12 protein-coding genes are annotated in these 19,115 nt (G+C 71.8%); 3 read left to right on the top strand and 9 right to left on the bottom strand.

The window, feature by feature from the left end:
- Positions 1-43: 43 nt before the first annotated feature.
- The 5 genes from D3273_RS05750 to D3273_RS05730 all read right to left on the bottom strand — a co-directional run bounded on the left by D3273_RS05750 (position 44) and on the right by D3273_RS05730 (position 11,004).
- Positions 44-1,204 carry a GGDEF domain-containing protein gene (locus D3273_RS05750; RefSeq protein WP_129224429.1) on the bottom strand — a complete coding sequence of 387 codons (1,161 nt, stop codon included), beginning with the start codon at positions 1,202-1,204 and terminating at the stop codon, positions 44-46.
- Between the two features lie 199 nt (positions 1,205-1,403).
- Positions 1,404-4,502, bottom strand: a complete 3,099-nt coding sequence (locus D3273_RS05745) for an efflux RND transporter permease subunit (protein ID WP_129224427.1) — start codon at positions 4,500-4,502, stop codon at positions 1,404-1,406.
- A gap of 169 nt (positions 4,503-4,671) precedes the next feature.
- A complete protein-coding gene (locus D3273_RS05740; RefSeq protein ID WP_129224425.1) occupies positions 4,672-7,875 on the bottom strand; it encodes an efflux RND transporter permease subunit in 3,204 nt (1,067 codons plus the stop codon).
- Positions 7,876-8,017: 142 nt separating this feature from the next.
- Positions 8,018-9,388 (bottom strand): efflux RND transporter periplasmic adaptor subunit, encoded by a 1,371-nt coding sequence (locus D3273_RS05735; RefSeq protein WP_129224423.1) that lies wholly within the window; start codon positions 9,386-9,388, stop codon positions 8,018-8,020.
- A complete protein-coding gene (locus tag D3273_RS05730) occupies positions 9,385-11,004 on the bottom strand; it encodes an efflux transporter outer membrane subunit (protein ID WP_165359389.1) in 1,620 nt (539 codons plus the stop codon). Before D3273_RS05730 ends, D3273_RS05735 begins: the two co-directional genes overlap by 4 nt.
- Positions 11,005-11,184: 180 nt before the next feature.
- Here D3273_RS05730 and D3273_RS05725 point away from each other — a divergent pair, with 180 nt between their 5' ends.
- The gene (locus D3273_RS05725; RefSeq protein WP_129224419.1) at positions 11,185-11,703 is read left to right on the top strand and encodes a VOC family protein; all 519 of its coding nucleotides are present in this window, start codon (positions 11,185-11,187) and stop codon (positions 11,701-11,703) included.
- A gap of 14 nt (positions 11,704-11,717) precedes the next feature.
- Here D3273_RS05725 and D3273_RS05720 read toward each other — a convergent pair whose 3' ends face one another.
- Positions 11,718-12,365 carry a hypothetical protein gene (locus tag D3273_RS05720; protein ID WP_129224417.1) on the bottom strand — a complete coding sequence of 216 codons (648 nt, stop codon included), beginning with the start codon at positions 12,363-12,365 and terminating at the stop codon, positions 11,718-11,720.
- 179 nt (positions 12,366-12,544) lie between these two features.
- Here D3273_RS05720 and D3273_RS05715 point away from each other — a divergent pair, with 179 nt between their 5' ends.
- Entirely contained in the window at positions 12,545-13,144 is a 600-nt protein-coding gene (locus D3273_RS05715) for a superoxide dismutase (RefSeq protein WP_129224415.1), read from the top strand.
- A 238-nt stretch (positions 13,145-13,382) separates the two neighbouring features.
- A complete protein-coding gene (gene murJ, locus D3273_RS05710) occupies positions 13,383-14,915 on the top strand; it encodes a murein biosynthesis integral membrane protein MurJ (RefSeq protein ID WP_129224413.1) in 1,533 nt (510 codons plus the stop codon).
- Positions 14,916-14,942: 27 nt separating this feature from the next.
- On the opposite strand, the gene D3273_RS05705 is transcribed toward murJ, so the two are convergent.
- From D3273_RS05705 to D3273_RS05695, 3 genes are all read right to left on the bottom strand, one after another.
- Positions 14,943-16,316, bottom strand: coding sequence for a M20/M25/M40 family metallo-hydrolase (locus tag D3273_RS05705; RefSeq protein ID WP_129224411.1), 1,374 nt, complete (start codon positions 16,314-16,316; stop codon positions 14,943-14,945).
- Between the two features lie 149 nt (positions 16,317-16,465).
- Positions 16,466-18,076: an inorganic phosphate transporter gene (locus D3273_RS05700; protein ID WP_129224409.1), complete on the bottom strand. Its 1,611-nt coding sequence runs from the start codon at positions 18,074-18,076 to the stop codon at positions 16,466-16,468.
- 53 nt (positions 18,077-18,129) lie between these two features.
- Entirely contained in the window at positions 18,130-19,101 is a 972-nt protein-coding gene (locus tag D3273_RS05695) for a PfkB family carbohydrate kinase (RefSeq protein WP_281011226.1), read from the bottom strand.
- Between the last annotated feature and the right edge of the window lie 14 nt (positions 19,102-19,115).

The raw sequence follows: 19,115 nt of genomic DNA, 5'->3' as shown, positions 1-19,115 counted from the left end.
TGCGGTCACAACGATGCAAGCGTCGGGCCGGGACGCGCCGTCGTCAAGGGGCTCGCAGCCTCGGAGGCCCGTCCGGCACCGGGGGCGCGAAGGGTTGGCGCAGGGTGAAGCGCCCGCGGCCCAGCGCCTTGCTGGCGTAGAGCGCGGCGTCGGCGTCGGCCAGCAACGACGCGGGGCTCGCGGCCTGACGGGCCGCCACGGCCACGCCGACGCTCGCCGCCAGCACCAGCTCGACCCGGCCCAGCACATAGGGACGTCCGAGTTCCTCGACGATGACGGCCGCGACCTGCTGGGCGTGGAGCCCGTCGGAGACGTGGGACTGGACCACCACGAATTCGTCGCCGCCGAGCCGCGCCACGAGGTCGTCGGGCTGCACGAGGGCGGCGAGCCGGTCGGCGACGGCCTGGAGCAGCAGGTCGCCGGTGGGGTGGCCGTGGGTGTCGTTGACGGCCTTGAACCCGTCGAGATCGACGCAGTGCACCGCGAGGGCCCGGCCGGCGGCGGTGTTGCGGGCCAGGCGCTCGGCCAGGAACTCGCCGAGCGACAGCCGGTTCGCCACGCCCGTCAGGGAGTCCCGGCGGGCGCTGTCGCGGCGCCGCAGCGAGGTGTCGATCTCCGTCACGGCCTGGCGATAAAGCGACACCATGGATTCGAGACCGGTGGCGAGGAACAGGACGAGCAGCAGCGCCTGCGCGCAGAACAGGAGGTCGCGCCGGGCCAGCAGCACCGCGACCGGCGCCGCCACCAGCACCACCATCCGCGGCGCGGTGATCCAGGGGCGGGTCGCGGCGCGCGCCATGGTGCCGGCGGCGTAGCCGAAGATCAGGCCGGTCATCAGCATGGCGCTGCCGAGGTCGTCGGCGACGAACGTCCGGGCGGCGGCCAACCCCACGAAGGCCGCGCTGGAGAAGCCCGCCGCGGCGTAGCGCATCTCCCAGGTCCGCAAGGCGGTGCCGCCGCGGGGCGACGCGCGGTACAGGTACACTACGGCGACGTGGCTCGCCGCCGCCAGGCCTCCCGCCGCCACCAGGGCCGCCAGCAGCGAATCCTGCATGCGCGCCGCCACGAGCAGGCCGAAAGCCGTGAACAGCGCCCCCATGGCGCCGATCGACACCGCGTTGGAGAAGAGGCGCTCCACCAGTTCCGCGTAGAGCGCGAGTTTCAGCTCGGCTTCGCGAGACGGGGATACGGCGCTGAGAAACATGCGGGCGTGCGTCCTGCGCTCGTCGACCTGGACTCCACCCTAAGGTGCCGAGGGTTGAGAAAGCCCCAACGTCCAACCTGAGGAGGTCGTCATCTTGGCTCGGGTTCCTCAACCTGGCCGTGTGTCGCCGGTCTTGCATGGCCCGCCGGGGGTGGCGGCGGCCGAGCGTCGACCCGTCCGCCCCGGCATCGCCGCCGCATCACTCGGCGGCCGGCATCGGCTTGAACGCCGCTCGGCTGCGGAAGGGCCAGCGCACGCGCTGCAGCCGCGCCATGCCGAGGTAGATGATCGGCGTCGTGTAGAGCGTCAGCGCCTGGCTGAGGATCAGCCCTCCCATGATGGTGACGCCGAGCGGGCGGCGCAGCTCGGCGCCGACGCCCTCGCCGAAGGCGATCGGCATGGCGCCGAACAGCGCCGCCAGCGTGGTCATCAGGATGGGGCGGAAGCGTTCGAGGCAGGCCGCGTAGATGGCGTCCCGCGGGGTCATCCCCTCGTCGCGCTCGGCGTGGATGGCGAAGTCGACCAGCATGATGCCGTTCTTCTTCACGATGCCGATCAGCAGGATGATGCCGATGAAGGCGATCACCGTCAGCTCCATGTCGACGAGCCGCAGCGCCAGCAGGGCGCCGAGCCCCGCCGAAGGCAGAGTGGACAGGATCGTCAGCGGATGCGTCAGGCTTTCGTAGAGGACGCCGAGGATGATGTAGATCGACAGGAGCGCCCCCAGCAGCAGCAGTCCCTGGCCCCCCGCGCCCTGCTGGAACACCAGGGCGTCGCCGGCGAACTCGGCGTGGAGCCCGTCCGGCAGGTGCATGCCCGCCACGGCGGCGCGGATCTCGTCGCTGGTGGCTTCCAGGCTCGCCCCGTCCTTCAGGTTGTAGCTCAGCGTCACGGCCGGGAAGGCGCCCTGGTGGTTGACCACGAGGGCGGCGTTGCGGCGCTTCACCGTCGCGAAGGCGGACAGCGGCACCTGCGTGCCCTTGGCCCCCGGCACGTAGATGCGGGCGAGGTCGGACGGGTCGCGCTGGTCCTTCGGCGCCACCTCGAGCACGACGCGGTATTGGTTGCGCTGGGTGTAGATGGTGGAAACCTGCTTTTCCCCGAAGGCGTCGCCGAGCGCGTCGTCGATCGACTGGATGGACACGCCGAGCCGCGACGCTTCCGGCCGGTCTATCACCACCTCGGCCTCGAGCCCGCCCTGCTCGCGGTCGGTCGACATGTCGACGACGCCGGGGACCGCCTTCAACCGTTCCAGGACGCGCGGCTGCCAGAGCTGCAGCTCGTCGAGGTCGGAATCGGACAGGGTGAACTGGTAGGAGCCTTTGCCCTGCCGCCCCCCGGCGCGGAGGTCCTGGATGGGGATCATGAAGAGCCGGATGCCGGGCGTGTGCTGCAGCTTGCCGCGGAGGCGGTCGATCACCTTGGCGGCCGTGGGCCGCTGGCCTTCGGGCTTCAGCCCGATGAAGAGCTGGCCCGAGTTCACGCCGCCGCCGCCGCCGATAAAGGATCCCACGCCGTCCACGGCCGGGTCGTCGAGGATGACGTCGGACAGGCTCTGCTGCAGCGTCGACATGGCCGGGAAGGACACGTCGGGGGCGGCCTCGGTCAGGCCCATGATGAGGCCGGTGTCGTCCTCGGGGACGAAGCCCTTGGGCGTGGTCCTGAACAGCTCCATCGTCAGCCCGATCGTGAGCAGCATCACCAGCACCATCACCCAAGGGTGGCGCAGGGCCACCCGCAGGGTGCGGGCATAGCCGCCGACCAGGCGGGCCAGGCCGCCCTCGACGAGCCGGTCGAGCAGGTTCGGCGACCGGTGGTCGTGCGCGCGCATGAAATGGGCGCAGACCATCGGGGTCAGGGTCAGGGACACGAGGGTCGACACCGCCACCGCGAAGGTGAGGGTGAGCGAGAATTCTCGGAAGAAGGCGCCGATGATGCCGCCCATGAAGATCAGGGGCACGAAGGCGGCCACCAGCGACAGGCTGATCGACACCACCGTGAAGCCGATCTGCTTCGACCCCATCAGCGCGGCCCGGATCGGCGGCACGCCGCGCTCGATGTTGCGCGACACGTTCTCGATCATCACGATGGCGTCGTCGACCACGAAGCCGACCGAGATGGTGATGGCCATCAGGCTGAGGTTGTCGAGGCTGAACCCGGCCGCCCACATGCAGGCGACCGTGCCGGCGAGGCTGAGCGGCACCGCGACGCCCGCGGCCAGCGTCGGCGTGGCGCGGCGCAGGAAGGCGAACACCACGCCCATGACCAGCGCCACGGTGATCAGCAGCGTGATCTGGATGTCCTTCACGGCGGCGCGGATCGTCACCGTGCGGTCCGTGAAGATGGAGATGTCGACGCCGGCCGGCACCCACCGGCGCAGCTCGGGCAGCAGCGCCTTCACGCGGTCCACCGTGTCGATGACGTTGGCCTTCGGCTGCTTGGTGACGATCAGCAGCACGGAGGGGCGCTTGTTGTACCAGCCCGCGGCGCGCCGGCTCTTGTTCCCGCGCTCGACGGTGGCGACGTCGCCGAGCTTCACCACCGTGCCGGGGCCGGTCTTCACCACGATGCCGGCGAAGTCCTCCGGGGTCGACAGGCGGTCCGAGGTGGCGAGCGTTTCGGTGAGGTCCGGCCCGTCGAACGAGCCGATCGCCTGTCCGACATTGGCGTTGCCGATGGCGGTGCGGATCGTGTCGATCGACAGCCCCATGGCGGCGAGGCGCTGAGGGTCGATCCGCACCCGGATGGCGGGCTGGGCCGCGCCGTTCACCGTCACCTCGGCGACGCCGTCCACCTGGCTGATCTTCTGCGCGATCACGGTGTCGGCCGCGTCGTAGAGCGCCGTGACGGGCAGGGTCTTCGAGGTGAGGGCGAGGATGATGACCGGGAAGGCGGCCGAATTGGCCTTGCGGTAGGTGGGCAGCGCCGGGAGGTCGCCCGGCAGGTCGGTGACGGCCGCGTTGAGCGCCGCCTGCACGTCGCGCGCCGCGTCGTCGACGTTGCGGCCGAGGTCGAACTGCAGCTGGATCGAGGAGGAGCCGAGCGACGAGTTGGAGGTCATCTCGTTGACGCCCGCGATCTCGCCGAGCCGGCGTTCCAGCGGCGCCGCGACCGTCGCCGCCATGATGGCGGGATCCGCGCCCGGCCGCGACGCGCCGACCCGGATGGCCGGGAAGTCCACGGTCGGCAGGGACGCCACGGGGAGCTGCACGTAGGCGACGGCGCCGACCAGGAACAGGCCGATCGACAGCAGCGCCGTGCCGATCGGGCGGCGGATGAACGGGGCGGAGATGTTCACGGGGCGAGGAGCGGGATGCCGCAGGCGCGGGCGGCGGCGGCCGGAGGACGATCCGCCGTCGCCGGGCGCCCGCCCGTGCCCAGCCCCAGGGCGAGGCCGTCCACACCGAAGGTCATCGTCCCACCCCCCTGGTTCCAGCCCGTCACGGCACGCTGCCCGCCGCCGGAGGCTATTCCGCCGCCCGCCGGATCTCGGGCGCTCCCTCGGCCTCGATGTCCGGGATCGGCGCCGTGCCGATCCCGAAGCGGCGGCCGAGCGCTTCCATCTGCAGGTAGATCACCGGCGTCGTGTAGAGCGTCAGCAGCTGGCTGAGCAGCAGCCCGCCGATGATGGTGATGCCGAGCGGCACCCGCAGCTCCGCGCCCGAGCCGTGCGCGAGCGCCAGCGGGACCGCGCCGAACAGCGCCGCCAGCGTGGTCATCATGATGGGCCTGAAGCGGAGGCGGCAGGCGCGCTCGATCGCGTCGAAGGGCGTGAGCCCCTCGTCGCGCTCCGCCGCGGTGGCGAAGTCGATCATCATGATGGCGTTCTTCTTCACGATGCCCATGAGCAGGATGATGCCGATCAGCGCCACGATCGACAGTTCGTGCCCCGTGGCCATCAGGGCCAGCAGGGCGCCGACGCCGGCCGACGGCAGGGTCGACAGGATGGTGAGGGGGTGGACGAAGCTTTCGTAGAGGACGCCCAGCACGAGATAGATCGTCACCACGGCCGCCAGCACCAGCCAGGGCTCGCCGGCGAGCGAGTGCTGGAACTCGGCGGCGTCGGCCCCGAAGGCGCCGACCAGCGCTTCCGGCATGCCGATGTCGCGCTCGGCTTCGGCGATGCCCGCCACCGCCTGGCCCAGCGACGCGCCGTCGGCGAGATCGAACGACAGGGCCGCGGCCGGGAACTGCTCCCGGTGGGCCACGCTGAGCGGCGCCGTCGTGCGTTTCAGGGTGGCGAAGGACACGAGCGGCACCTGGGCGCCGGGGGTCGCGGCCGTGGTGGTGGCGGCCGTCGTCACGCCGCCCGTCGAGGTTTGCGCCGTCGTGGTGCCGCTCGTCACCCCGACGTAGAGCTTGTCGAGGACGCGGGGGTCGTCGGCCGAGCCCGGCGCCGCTTCCAGGATCACGCGGTACTGGTTCGATTGGCCGTAGATGGTCGAGATCTGGCGCTGTCCGAAGGCGTCGTTCAGCGTGTCGTCGATCATCTGCGCCGTGACGCCGAGGCGCCCGGCCTTGGCCCGGTCGATGTCCACGAAGGCGCGAAGGCCCCCGTCCTGCACCTCGTCGGCCACGTGGGCGAAACGCGGGTCGCGCTTGAGGCGGCGCACGAGCTTGTTCGACCAGTTCGTCACCTGGGCGGCATCGGTGCCGGTCAGCGTGTACTGGTACTGCGAACGGCTCGCCGAGGTGGCGATCTGGATGTCCTGCACGGGCTTGACGAAGGCGGTCGCGCCGGGGATGGCGCCGAGCTCCCCGCGGACGCGCTCGGCGACCGTTCCCGCATCCTCCCGGCGGTCGTCCGACGGCTTCAGGGTGAGCTGGAGGTGGGCCACGTTGGAGGTGGGGTTCAACGTGCCGACGCCCAGCACCGCCACCACGCCGGTGACGGCCGGGTCCCCGCGCACGGCCGCCTCGGCCTCCGCCTGCAGCCGGGCCATCTCGGCGAAGGAGGCCGACGGCGCGCCTTCGAGCACGACGTCGATCAGCCCCGTGTCCTGCACGGGCAGGAAGCCCTTGGGCACGATCACGTAGAGGTAGACGGTGAGGCCCAGGGTGAGCAGCGACACCACCGTCATCAGCCCCTGCCGGCGCAGGGCCCAGCCGAGCGACACCTCGTAGCCGCGCGCCATCCAGCCGACGGGCGCCTCGGCGGCGCGCAGGAACCAGGGCTCGCGCGCGCCGTGCCGCGGCGCCCGCAGCAGCCGGCCGCACATCATCGGCGTGAGGGTCAGCGAGACGACCGCCGACACGATGACGGCGAAGGTGAGCGTGAGGGCGAACTCGCGGAACATCCGCCCCACGATGCCGCTCATGAACAGCAACGGGATGAACACCGCGATCAGCGACGCCGTCAGCGACACCACCGTGAAGCCGATCTCGCGCGCGCCCTTCAGCGCCGCCCCGAGCGGCGGCTCGCCGTCCTCGATCTGCCGCACGACGTTCTCGATCATCACGATGGCGTCGTCGACCACGAAGCCCGTGCCGACCGTCAGCGCCATCAGGCTGAGGTTGTCCAGGCTGAAGCCGGCGGCCCACATGACCCCGAAGGTGGCGACGATGGACAGCGGCAGCGCCACCCCGGCGATGATCGTGGCCCGCACGGTGCGCAGGAACAGCAGCACCACCAGCACCACGAGGCCGGCGGCCAGCACCAGCGTGAATTCGACGTCGCGGATCGAGGCGCGGATCGTGTCGGTGGAATCGTGCACGACCTTCAGCGTCACGCCGGCGCTGAGGGATTTCTGCAGCTGGGGCAGCTCGCGCAGCACGCGGTCCACCGTTTCCACCACGTTGGCGCCGGGCTGGCGCTGCACGTCGATGATCACCGCGGGCTCGCCGGCGTACCACCCGCCGACGCGGCTGTTCTCGAGCCCGTCCACCACCTTCGCCACGTCGCGCAGCAGCACGGGTGCCCCGTTGCGATAGGCGACCACGACCGTCTCGTAGGATGCCGCGGCGTCGATCTGGTCGTTGGCGGCGATCGTGTAGGCCTGGCTCGTGCCGTCGAGCGATCCCTTGGCGGCCGCGACGTTGGCGGCCACCACGGCGGCGCGCAGGTCCTCGAGCGAGATCGCATAGGCGGCGAGCCGCGGCAGGTCGGCCTGGATGCGCACGGCCGGGCGGATGTTGCCCTCGATCGACACGTGCCCGACGCCGGACACCTGGGAAATCTTCGGCGCCAGCACGGTGTCGGCGACGTCGCTGAGCTCGCGCAGCGGGGTGGCCCGCGAGGTCAGCGCCAGCGTCAGCACCGGCGTGTCGGCCGGGTTCACCTTGGAATAGACCGGCGGGTAGGGGAGGTTCCTGGGCAGCGTCGAGGCCGCGGCGTTGATGCCGGACTGCACGTCCTGCGCGGCGGCGTCGATGTCGCGGTCGAGGTTGAACTGCAGCGTCACCTGGCTGAGCCCGAAGGAGCTCTGCGACGACATGGCGGCGAGCGACGGGATCTGGCCGAACTGCCGCTCCAGCGGCGCCGTCACCAGCGTGGCGATCGTGTCCGGGTTGGCGCCGGGGAGCTGGGTCGTGACCTGGACGGTGGGGAAGTCCACCTGGGGCAGCGACGACACCGACAGCTGCTTGTAGCCCATGAGCCCGGCCAGCAGCACCGCCACGGCGAGCAGCGCCGTCGCGACCGGCCGCAGGATGAACGGGGCGGAAATGTTCATGGGGTTCCGCATCCCCCCCAGGGCTCGTCCCCGCCGAGGCCGGGATGCAGGATCGCGATGTCGGCCGCCGGCCGCCGGCCGTCGGACGGACCTTTCCGCCTGGCCCACGCCGGCGCGGGGACGTTTGGCGGGACGGCCGGCATCAGTTCGCCGCCCCGTCGCGCCGGCGGCGGCGATGCTTCACGGCGTCGGGGCCGCCGGCTTCGGCGTCGGCCTTGGCGTCGGCGGCGTGGTCGGAAACGGCAGCGGCCTCGGCCTGCCCGGCAGCGGGTTCGGCCGGCTTCGCCGCGTCGCCCGGCTTCGCCGGTTCGGCCGAGGCCGTGGCGGTCGACACCGCCACCTTGGTGCCGTCGGTGAGCCGCGTGAATCCCGTGGTGATCACCTCGGCGGGCGGCACGAGGCCGCCCGTCACGACCGTGTCGGCCTCGGTCTGGCGCCCGGTCTGGATCTTGGTCATGACGGCCTTTCCGTCCTCGACGCGGTAGGCGAAAGGCCCGTCGGGGCCGCGCTGCACGGCGGGGGTGGGCACCACCACGACGTGGCTCAGCGTGTCGACGTAGAGGCGCAGGTTCACGAACTGCCCGGGCCAGAGCTGGGCGTCGGCGTTGGGGAAGCTGCCCTTCATCTTCACCGTGCCGGTGGTCTGGTCCACGATGTTGTCCACCACCTGCAGCGTGCCGGTGTCGAGCAGGTCGCCCGTCGTGCCGTCGCGGGCTTCGAGCCGCAGCGCCCCTTTGGCGGCGGCGCCGTTGACCTGCCGCAACCATTGCTGGGGCAGGTTGAACACCGCCGCGATGGGCTTGACCTGGGCGACCGTGACGATGCCGGTCGAGTCGCTGGCGTGGACGAGGTTGCCCTGGTCCACCTGCCGGATGCCGGTGCGCCCGTCGATCGGCGAACGGATCGTCGCGTAGTCCAACGTCGCCTTGGTGTTGTCGATCGCCGCCTGGTCCTGGGCCAGCTGCGCCGTGTATTGCGCCACCAGCGCCTTCTGGGTGTCGGCCTGCTGGTGCGACCCGTACTGGGTTTCGGCCAGCTTCTGGTAGCGGACGAGGTCGACCTGCGCGTTGTTGACCAGCGCCTCGTCCTGCGCCTTCTTGGCCACGGCGCTGTCGTAGAGCGCCTTGTAGGTTGCGGGATCGATGCGGGCGACGACGTCGCCGCGCTTGACGTCCTGGCCTTCCTTGAAGTCGATCTCGACCAGCTTGCCGTCCACCTGGCTGCGCACCAGGACGCTGTTGGTCGCCTGCACGGTTCCGAGCACGTCGGCCGTCACCGGCACGTCGGCGTAGCGGGCCTGCGCGGCGAGGACGGGGATCGGCCCGTCGGCGGCGAAGCGGCGGCGCTTCTTGCCGTCCCCGCCCTCGCCGTCGGCCGGCTTCTCCGCCGCGGTCTGGGTCAGGCCCGGCACGTTCGGCATCCAGGGCACGCGGGCGTGGATGGCGGGGAACCGTTCCGCCACCACGGCGGCGCCGGTCGCCAGGATGACCAACAGGAGGATGACGCGCTTCATGACTTCCCCGCCGACACCGGCCCGCCCGCCGTGTAACCGCCCCGGTCGGTCGCGAGCCCCTGCGCCGGCGTCGCGCCCGGCGCCACGGCGTCGAGGGGCACGGGCTCGAGGCCGTCGAGCGACGGCAGTTCCAGCAGCTCCGGACGCGTCCACCCCCCGCCGATTGCCTGAGCGAGGCTCGACAGCGCGGTGAAGCGTGCCAGCCGCACCACCGCCTGGGCGTCGAGCGCCGAAAACAGCGTTTGTTCGGTGTTGATCACGGTCAGGATGTCGATGGTCCCCTCGCGCAGGCGGGCCTTGGTGATGTCGAAGGCGAGTCGCGCCGAGGTCACGACGGCGGCCAAGCGCTTCTCGTGCTCGGCGTTCTGCTGCACGGCGATCAGCGCGTTCTCGACGTCGACGAAGGATTGCACCAGCGACCTGCGGAAGTCCTGGAGATATTCGAGGTCCCGCCCGCGCTGCAGGTCGAGCTCGCCCTTGAGCGCGCCGCCGTCGAGCAGCGGCGAGGCGAGGCCCAGGCCGAACGAGCCGAAGACCGCGCCGGGCGACAGGAGGTTGCGCAGCGCCAGGCTTTCGACGCCGCCCGTCCCGGTGAGGGTCAGCCGCGGGAACAGGTCGGCGCGGGCCGTCAGGACCGAAGCGTCGGCCGACGACAGCAGCGCCGCGGCCTCGGCCACGTCGGGGCGCCGGCGGATCACCTGCGACGGCAGGCCGGCCGGGATCGCGGGCGGCTTCAGCGCATCAAGGCTCCCGCCCCGGATCGCCAGGCTTTCCGGCGCGCGGCCGGTGAGCAGCGCGATGGCGGTCTTGGCCTGCTGGAGCTGCTGCTGCAGGGGCGGGAACAGGGCGAGCTGCTGCTCGACCACGCTCTGCTGCTGCGCCACCTCCAGCGCCGTGACGGTGCCGACGGACAGGCGCCCCTTGACGGCCTCGAGGCCGAACCGGGCCTCCTTGAGGTTCTGGTCGGCGATCCTCAGGCGGTCCTGCGCCGACAGGAGCGAGAAATAGCTGTTGGCGACCGACGCCACGGAGGACAGCACCACCGTGTCCCTGGCATAGCGCGTCGCCACGGCGTTCTGCGCCGCCGCGAGGCTGTTGAACCGGTTGCGCCCCCACAGGTCGAGCTCGTAGCTCGCCGTGAGGCCGAGGTTGAAGGCGTTCGCGGCCGTCACCCCCCGCCCGGCCGCGAGGCCCGTGCCCGACCGGATGCTGGCGGGCGAAAAGTTGCGGCTGCCCGTGTCGCTGGAGGTGACCTGCGGGAACAGCGCGGCGCTCGCCACAGCCGTCTGGGCGTCGGCCTGGACGATCCGCGCCGCCGCGGCGGCGACATCGAAATTGTCGTGCGCGGTGAGCCCGGCCAGCCGGGTCAGCTCCGGCGCGCCGAAGATCTTCGGCCAGTCGACGGGCAGGGGCTTCGCCGGGGCTTCGCCGGGCGCGTGCGAGAAGGCGACGGGCGTCGGCTGGTCGACGCCGGGCCGCACTTCGTCGAACGAGCAGGCCCCGAGCGAAACCGCCAGCGCGCCCGCCGCCAGCGCCGCCACGGCGAGACCCGGCGAAGCCTGCCGCGCCCCGCGCGGCCCGTCCCCTCGTGCCGCCCCCACGGCGTGGCTTGCCACCTGGCCCGACTCCCGCTTCACTCCCGCCGAAGATCGTTCCGCGCGGTCCCCCTGTTTAGGAAGTCTTTACCGGCGAAACGAAGGCCAGCCCATCCCGCCCGCGTTTCATCCCTGTGGCATTTCCATCCGATCGCTGCACATCGTGGGGGGACGCCCGTCCCGCAGCCAGGATCCGCCGCCATGACTGATACGCCCGATACCTCCATGCCCCCGTCGGGCTTCGGCCCGATCCACCCGGGCGCCACCATCGGCCACGTCCACCTCAAGGTGGCGGACCTCGACCGCGCGCTCGGGTTCTACTGCGGGGTGCTCGGCTTCGAGCTGATGCAGCGGTTCGGCACGCAGGCCGCCTTCGTGTCGGCGGGCGGCTACCACCACCAGATCGGCCTGAACACCTGGGAAAGCCTGGGCGGGCGGCCCCCCGCGCCCGGCACGACCGGGCTCTACCACACGGCCGTGCTATACCCGACCCGCGCCGCCCTGGCCGACGCCCTACGCCGGCTGATCGTCGCCGGCATCCCGCTCGACGGCGCCAGCGACCATGGCGTCAGCGAAGCCCTGTACCTGCGCGACCCGGACGGCAACGGCGTCGAACTCTACCGGGACAGGCCCCGCGACGCGTGGCCGACCGACGCCGCGGGGCGCCTCGCCATGTTCACGCGGCGGCTCGACCTCGAAGACCTTTTGGCGGCGCGCTGAGGGTCGAACGGCTTTCAGACCGCGTCCTGGCGCTCGATGTGGTCCTTCAGCGCCGCCATCGAGGCGAAGCGATGCGTGCCGCTGTCGGTCTCGACCTCGATGGTCCCGTCGGAGAACAGCACGTAGGACGCGCCGTTCGCCTCGTAGCGGCCCACCACCGTGGGGGCTTCCGGCAGCATCGGCGCGATCGGCCGCGGCGCTTCGGGGACGGCGCGGGCGCGCGGGTCGGGGAGCGGCTCGGGCGGTGCGCTGGGGGTCGGGTCGTGCAGCGGGTGCGAATCGGTGAAGGGTTCGTCGAGGTCGGGGGCTGCAACCGGCGCGTCGGGCGCGGCGGTCTCGGCCTTGGGCAGGCCGACCGTGGCCAGCCGCCCGGCGAGGCTTCGGCGCGCGGGGGGCGCCGGCGTGCCGGCATCGTCCGGCAGGTGCACGGCTTCCAGCCCCACGCCGGACGCGGCGGCCAGCGGCTGCCGCCGCGCGAGGTCACGCAGGGTGAAGAGCACGGCCGCGATGGCGAGCGTGACCACGCCGGCCGACAAAGCGACCGTGCCCGCAACGGTCTCGGCCTGGCCCCAGTCGAGCCGGATGTAGCCGCTGCCGTTCCACAGCGAAACACCCCCGCCCGCCGCCAGCGCGGCGCCCAGGACGGCGATCACCCAAGCCATTCGATCAACTCCGCCACCGCATGCAGCCCGGCGAACCGTTACACAGGAAGCCAGGGCGACGCAAAGCGGGGCCCGGTGCGGCGTTGCCGGGGCGGGTCCGCCCCACTAGGTTCCCCGGCGGGGCGGCGGCACTGCTGAGCCGAGTCCCGCCCGGACCTTTCGCACCAGGAGCTTCGACCATGGCCTTCACGCTTCCCGAGCTGCCCTACAGCTACGACGCGCTGTCTCCCTACATGTCGAAGGAGACGCTGGAATTCCATCACGACAAGCATCACCAGGCCTACGTGACCAACGGCAACAAGCTGCTGGAAGGCACCGAGTTCGAAGGCAAGCCCGTCGAGGAGGTCGTCAAGGGCGCCTTCGGCAAGAACCAGGGCCTCTTCAACAACGCGGGCCAGCATTACAACCACATCCACTTCTGGCAGTGGATGAAGCCGAACGGCGGCGGCAAGCCGTCGGGCGCGGTCGAGAAGGCGCTGGTCGACAGCTTCGGCTCGCTCGAAGCCGCCAACGCCAAGTTCATCGAGGCCGGCACCACGCAGTTCGGTTCGGGCTGGGCCTGGTTCGCCGTGAAGGACGGCAAGGTCGAGGTCATGAAGACCGCCAACGGCGAAAGCCCGCTGGTGCAGGGGGCCCATCCCATCCTCGGCGTGGACGTGTGGGAGCACTCCTACTACATCGACTACCGCAACCGCCGCCCCGACTACCTCAAGGCCTTCGTCGACAACCTCGTCAACTGGGACCACGTCGACGAGCTGTACCAGGCCGCCGTCAAGTGAGGGCGGCGCCCCCGCCGGGGGCGCCCCGCACCGCCCGGGCAAGCGTCGCGTGATCGATTGATCCCGGCCCGGTCCGGGCGCCGCCGCGTCGGCGGCGGAGCTTTCGGATCGGGCCGCGCGTGTCGGGCCACCCCCGGCGCGCGCCCATCGCCGGCACATGCCAGTGTCAGGTCGCGGGCCTCGGTGGCCCGCGAAGGAGGACGGGCCGCCGCGGGCGGCCCGGCAAGCGCGGGCCCGGATGTACAGACACCTGCTTTCCGTCGGCGGCATCACGCTGGTGTCGCGCGCGACGGGGTTCCTGCGCGACGTGATGCTGGGCACGCTGCTCGGCGCGGGGGCGGTCGCGGACGCGTTCTTCGTCGCCTTCCGCCTGCCGAACCAGTTCCGCGCCATCTTCGGCGAGGGCGCCTTCAACGCCGCCTACGTGCCCTCCTATTCGCGCGTGCTGGAGCGCCGCGGCCCCGGCGCCGCGGGGGGCTTCGCCAGCCAGATCTTCACGATCCTGCTGCTCACCCAGGCGGCCGTGCTGCTCCTCGCCGAGCTGTTCACGCCGCAGCTCGTCGGGTTGCTGGCGCCGGGCTTCGACGCCGAGCCGGCGAAGTTCGCCCATGCCGTGCTGATGACGCGGATCACCTTCCCCTACCTGTTCTGCATGGTGCTGGTGACGCTGCAGTCGGGCACGCTGAACGCCCATCGCAGGTTCGCCGCCGCCGCCTTCGCGCCCGTGCTGCTCAACGTCGTCATGATGGCCTTCCTGGCCGTGGGCTGGGCCTTTCCCGACGCCGGCGTGGCGGCCAGCGTCGGCGTCACCGTGTCGGGGATCGCGCAGCTCGCCCTGATGTTTGGCGCGGCGCGGCGGGCGGGCGTGATCGAGCGCGTCGTGCGCCCGCGGCTGGACGGCGACGTGCGTCGGTTCTTCCGCGCGCTCGGGCCGGCGGTGATCGGCTCGGCGGGCCCGCAGATCGCCATCTTCGCGGACACGATCATCTCGTCCCTCCTGCCCGCCGGCGGACCCTCCTCGATCTATTACGCCGACCGCATCTTCCAGCTCCCCATCGGGGTCATCGGCGTCGCCGCCGGCACGGTGCTGCTGCCCGAGATGAGCCGGTACTTTTCCGCGGGCGACCCGGCCGGCGCGCTGCGGGCGCAGAACCGCACGGTCGCTCTCACGCTGGTCCTGGCGGCGCCCTTCTTCATCGCCTTCGTGCTGATCCCGGACGAGATCATGCGCGGCGTGTTCCTGCGGGGAAAGTTCACCGCCGAAGCGGCTGCGGCCTCGGGCGCCGTGCTCAGCGCCTACGGGTTCGGGCTCATGCCCTTCCTGCTGATCTCGTCGGCGCGCTCCGGCTTCCAGGCGCGGGGCAACACGACGGTGCCGATGGCGGCGTCCCTGCTCGCGGTCGCGTTCAACCTGTCCCTCAAGCTCGCGCTGTACCGGCCCTTCGGCGCCGCCGGCCTCGCCACCGCGACCGCGGTGGGCGCCTGGATCAACCTGCTCGTGCTCGGCTTCATCGGCCACCTGCAGCACGTCGTCCGGCCGGACGACACGGTGCTGAGGGTCGCGCTGGCGGTGGATGCCGCCGCGGTGGCGCTGATCCTCTACGTCTTCGCCGCCGACGGGCGCATCGGCGCCGCGACGGCGGACCTCCGCTTCGCCGACCTGGTCCACCTCGGCGTCACCGGGGCGGGCGGCGCCGCCGTCTACGGCGCGGCGCTGGCCGTGGCGCTGCGCTGCGCCGGCGTGCGCGTGCCGCTGCGGCGCAAGCGGTAGGGCGGTCGCCCGCCGCGGCCGGCCCGGCTATTTCGCCAGGGCGTCGAGCACGCGGGCCCAGGAGCGGGCGCCCTTGTGGAACGAGGTCAGCTCGTATTTCTCGTTCGGCGAATGGACGCGGTCGTCGTCGAGCGCGAAGCCGATCATCATGGCGTCCATCTTCAGGTCCTGCTTGAAGGTGCCCACGATGGGGATCGAGCCGCCCGAGCCCGCCATCACGGGCTCCTTGCCCCATTCCGCATGGAGCGCCCGCCGGGCGCGGGTCAGGGCTTCGGACGAGAACGGCAGCTGAAGCGCCGGGCTGGCGCCGTGCGGCAGGAACTCGGCCGTGCAGTCGGCGGGCAGGCGCTCGCGCACGAAGCTTTGGAACGCGGCCCTGACCTTCGCCGGGTCCTGCCGCCCGACCAGCCGGAACGACACCTTGGCGCTGGCCTGCGCCGGCAGCACGGTCTTGAAGCCCGGGCCGCCGTAGCCGCCGGTGATGCCGTTGACCTCCGCCGTGGGGCGGGACCACACCTTCTCCAGGACGGAGCGGCCCCGCTCGCCGGCCGGCACCGACAGGCCGACGCCGTGGAGGAACTCCGCCTCGTCGAAGGGCAGGGCGCGCCACTGCTCGGCCACGTCGGCGGGCAGTTCCTCGACGCCGTCGTAGAAGCCCGCCAGCGCGACGCGGCCCTCGCCGTCGTGCAGGTCGGCGAGGATGCGCGCCAGCACGTGGATGGGGTTGGCGGCAGCGCCCCCGAACATGCCCGAATGGAGGTCGCGGTCGGCGGCCTTGACGACGACCTCCTCGCCCACGAGGCCGCGCAGCATGGTGGTGATCGACGGCGTTTCGGCGTCCCACATGCCGGTGTCGCAGACGAGCGCCAGGTCGGCCTTCAGCGCATCCCTGTTGGCCGCCACGAAGGCGGGCAGGGACGGGGAGCCCGATTCTTCCTCGCCCTCGAACAGCACCGTGATCTCGCAGGGCAGGCCGCCGGTCTCGCGGAAGGCGCGGCAGGCCTCGACGAAGGTCATGAGCTGGCCCTTGTCGTCGGACGCGCCGCGGGCGACGATCCTCCGGCCCTCCTGCAGCTCGGGCTTGAAGGGATCGGTGTTCCACAGCTCCAGCGGGTCGACCGGCTGCACGTCGTAATGGCCGTAGAACAGCACGTGCGGGGCGTCGCGGTGGGCCGCCTTGGCGTGGCCGAGCACCATGGGCCGCCCCGCCGTGGGATGGACGGCGGCGTCGAAGCCGAGGCCGGTCAGCTCCTTCGCGAGCCAGTCCGCGGCGCGCTCGCATTGCGGCGCATAGGCGGCGTCGGTGGAGATGGAGGGGATCGCCAGGAGTTCGAACAGCCGGTCGAGGGCCGCGGGGCGGTTGTTGTCGAGAGCGAGAAGGACTGCGTCGATGGAGGCCATGGAGTTTCCCCGGCGAAACGTGAGCTTTTGTCAGGCTTATCAGCCGGCCCCGTCACCGAACAGGCGCAAAAAAGCCCGGCTCGCGACGGAGCCGGGCCGAGGGTGCCGCCCCGCCGTCGCCGGGCCGGGGCGCTTCGGACCCCGAGCGATCAGAAGATGCGGCTGAACACGAAGTAGAGCGAGCCCGACAGCACGATGGCGCAGGGCAGCGTCAGCACCCAGGCCATCACGATGTTGCGGATGGTTTCCATCTGCACGCCGGAGCCGTTGGCCGCCATGGTGCCGGCGATGCCGGACGACAGCACGTGGGTAGTCGAGACCGGCAGGCCGAACTGGTCCGCCGCCATGATGGTGCCCATCGCGACGAGTTCGGCCGAGGCGCCCTGGCCGTAGTTGAGGTGCGTCTTGCCGATCTTCTCGCCGACCGTGACGACGATGCGCTTCCAGCCGATCATCGTGCCGAGGCCGAGCGCCAGCGCCACCACCACCTTGACCCAGATCGGGATGAACTTGGTCGAGGTGTCGAGCGCGCCCTTGTAGGTGTTCAGCATCTTCACCTCGTCGGGCGAGAGCTGGTTGTCCTGGACCTTCGGCAGGTTCCGCAGGGCTTCCGAGGTCAGGTACATGTCGTTGCGCGTGTTGTTGACCCGGCTCGCCGGGACGTTGGCCAGGGTGCCGAAGCCCCTCACGTCGTTGGCCACCGTGGTGATCAGCGCGGCGAGCGACGGGTACACGCCGTCGTCGAGCTTGTGGTCGCGCACGAAGGCCGTCACGGCGGGGCGGGGGTCGCCCGTGATGGCGTAGCCGGCCGCCTTGGAGTCGATGATCCTGGAGGCCGCCGCCGAGCTCTGCTCGAACTGCGGGATGAAGTCGTTCGGCACGGCGCGGTTCAGCGCGTAGGTGGTGGGCACCGTGCCGATCAGGATCAGCATGATGAGGCCCATGCCCTTCTGGCCGTCGTTGGAGCCGTGGGCGAAGGAAACGCCCGTGCAGGTGAAGATCAGCAACCCGCGGATCCACAGCGGCGGCGCCTTGCCGGGCTGCGGCTCGGCGTAGAGCTCCGGCTTCCTCACCAGGAACTTCAGCACCAGCAGCAGCGCCCCCGAGAAGACGAAGCCGACGATGGGGGACAGCAGCAGGGCTTTGCCGATGGTGGTGGCCTGGCCCCAGTCGACGCCCGACGTGCCGCTGCGGCCGTTGAGCAGCGCGTTGGTGATGCCCACGCCGATGATGGAGCCGATCAGCGTGTGCGACGAGGAGGCCGGCAGGCCGAGCCACCACGTGCCGAGGTTCCACAGGATGGCGGCGATCAGCAGCGCGAACACCATGGCGAAGCCGGCGTGCGACGACACCTGCAGGATCAGCTCCACCGGCAGCAGCGAGATCACGCCGAACGCCACCGCGCCCGTCGAGGTCAGCACGCCGAGGAAGTTCCAGCAGCCCGACCAGACGACCGCGTAGTTGGGGATGAGCGAATGCGTGTAGATCACGGTCGCGACCGCGTTGGCGGTGTCGTGGAAGCCGTTCACGAATTCGAAGCCCAGCGCGATGACGAGCGCGATGGCGAGCAGCAGGTACACCAGCACCGGGTCGGAAGAGCCGCCCGCGACGTCGATGTCCCGCCAAACGCTGTAGGCCGTGAAGCAGAGGCCCACCACCATCATGACGAGCACGCCGTAGCGGGTCGCCTTGTCGTTCCCATGGTCGATGACCGGCCTTTCGCGGGCTGGCGGGGTCTGCGGCAGGACGGTGCTCGACATGGGGGTGGCTCCACTGGGCGTCGTCCAGCGCGTAGCCGCGGCACGTCACGGTTTTATGAAGCCCGCTCCCCGGGGTCGGGCCCTGCCCCCTCCGCCCCGACCGCGCCGTCGCGGCCGACGGCGTCGGCGGCGGCGCGGCAACCCCGGACGAGGGCGTCGGGCAGCGGGACGCCGTCCAGGAGCGCGCGGAGCGTCGCCGCCACCAGAGCATCGCCGGCGCCCGTCACGTCGACAACCCGGGCCGGGACGGCCGGCACCCTGACGATGCGCTCGGCCCTCGCCGCGAAGGCGCCTTCGGCGGACCCCTGCGCCGAGGGTGCGCCTCCGGCGGACCCCTGTGCCAGGATCGCGCCTTCGGCGCCGAGCGTCACCACCACGGCGCCGGCGCCGGCACGGAGGAGCGCCGCGGCGGCGTCGGCCGGCGAGGCCGCGGCAGGCCCGTGCCGCATCGCCGCGGCTTCCGCCTCGTCGCGGTTCAGGAACAGCAGGTCGATGCCGTCGAGCGGCTCGGGCAGGCGCGTCGCCTTCGACACCGACACGGCATCGACGGCGAAGCGGTATCGCACGCCCGGAAAGGCGCGCCGCGCCAGCGCCGACAGGGCGTCGCCGGGCAGGTTGCAGTCGGCGAAGACCCAGTCGGCGGCGCACAGCAGGTCGGCGTGAGAGGCCAGCGCGCCGGGCGTCAGGCCGTCCAGCACCGCCATGGCGGCGAGGCCGAAGGCCAGTTCGCCGTCCGGCGCCAGCACGGCGACATATTCGGCGGTGGCTGCGCCGGGCGCGACGGCCGTGCCGCGGCGGCCGATGCCGGACCGGTCGAGGGCGGCGAGCAGCGCCCGCCCGGCCGCGTCGTCGCCGACGCGCGACACGAGGTCGACGGCGACGCCGGAGCGGGCGAGGTTGGCGGCGACGTTGCGGGCGACGCCGCCGTGGCCGGCGCGGGCTTCGGCCGGGTTCGACGTCCCGCCGACCAGCGCCGCGCCGAGGCGATAGGTCCGGTCGACCGTCGCACCGCCGACGCAGACGATGCGCGGGGGCCGGC

The organism is Lichenibacterium minor (assembly GCF_004137685.1).
Classification (GTDB): Bacteria; Pseudomonadota; Alphaproteobacteria; order Rhizobiales; family Beijerinckiaceae; genus Lichenihabitans; species Lichenihabitans minor.
This window is presented reverse-complemented; position numbering and strand designations above follow the sequence as displayed.

Bases quoted from the DNA above. Each gene is read 5' to 3' on its own strand.
- D3273_RS05750 (WP_129224429.1), bottom strand. From the start codon at position 1,204: ATGTTTCTCAGCGCCGTATCCCCGTCTCGCGAAGCCGAGCTGAAACTC.
- D3273_RS05740 (WP_129224425.1), bottom strand. From the start codon at position 7,875: ATGAACATTTCCGCCCCGTTCATCCTGCGGCCGGTCGCGACGGCGCTG.
- D3273_RS05735 (WP_129224423.1), bottom strand. From the start codon at position 9,388: ATGAAGCGCGTCATCCTCCTGTTGGTCATCCTGGCGACCGGCGCCGCC.
- D3273_RS05725 (WP_129224419.1), top strand. From the start codon at position 11,185: ATGACTGATACGCCCGATACCTCCATGCCCCCGTCGGGCTTCGGCCCG.
- D3273_RS05720 (WP_129224417.1), bottom strand. From the start codon at position 12,365: ATGGCTTGGGTGATCGCCGTCCTGGGCGCCGCGCTGGCGGCGGGCGGG.
- D3273_RS05715 (WP_129224415.1), top strand. From the start codon at position 12,545: ATGGCCTTCACGCTTCCCGAGCTGCCCTACAGCTACGACGCGCTGTCT.
- murJ (WP_129224413.1), top strand. From the start codon at position 13,383: ATGTACAGACACCTGCTTTCCGTCGGCGGCATCACGCTGGTGTCGCGC.
- D3273_RS05705 (WP_129224411.1), bottom strand. From the start codon at position 16,316: ATGGCCTCCATCGACGCAGTCCTTCTCGCTCTCGACAACAACCGCCCC.
- D3273_RS05700 (WP_129224409.1), bottom strand. From the start codon at position 18,076: ATGTCGAGCACCGTCCTGCCGCAGACCCCGCCAGCCCGCGAAAGGCCG.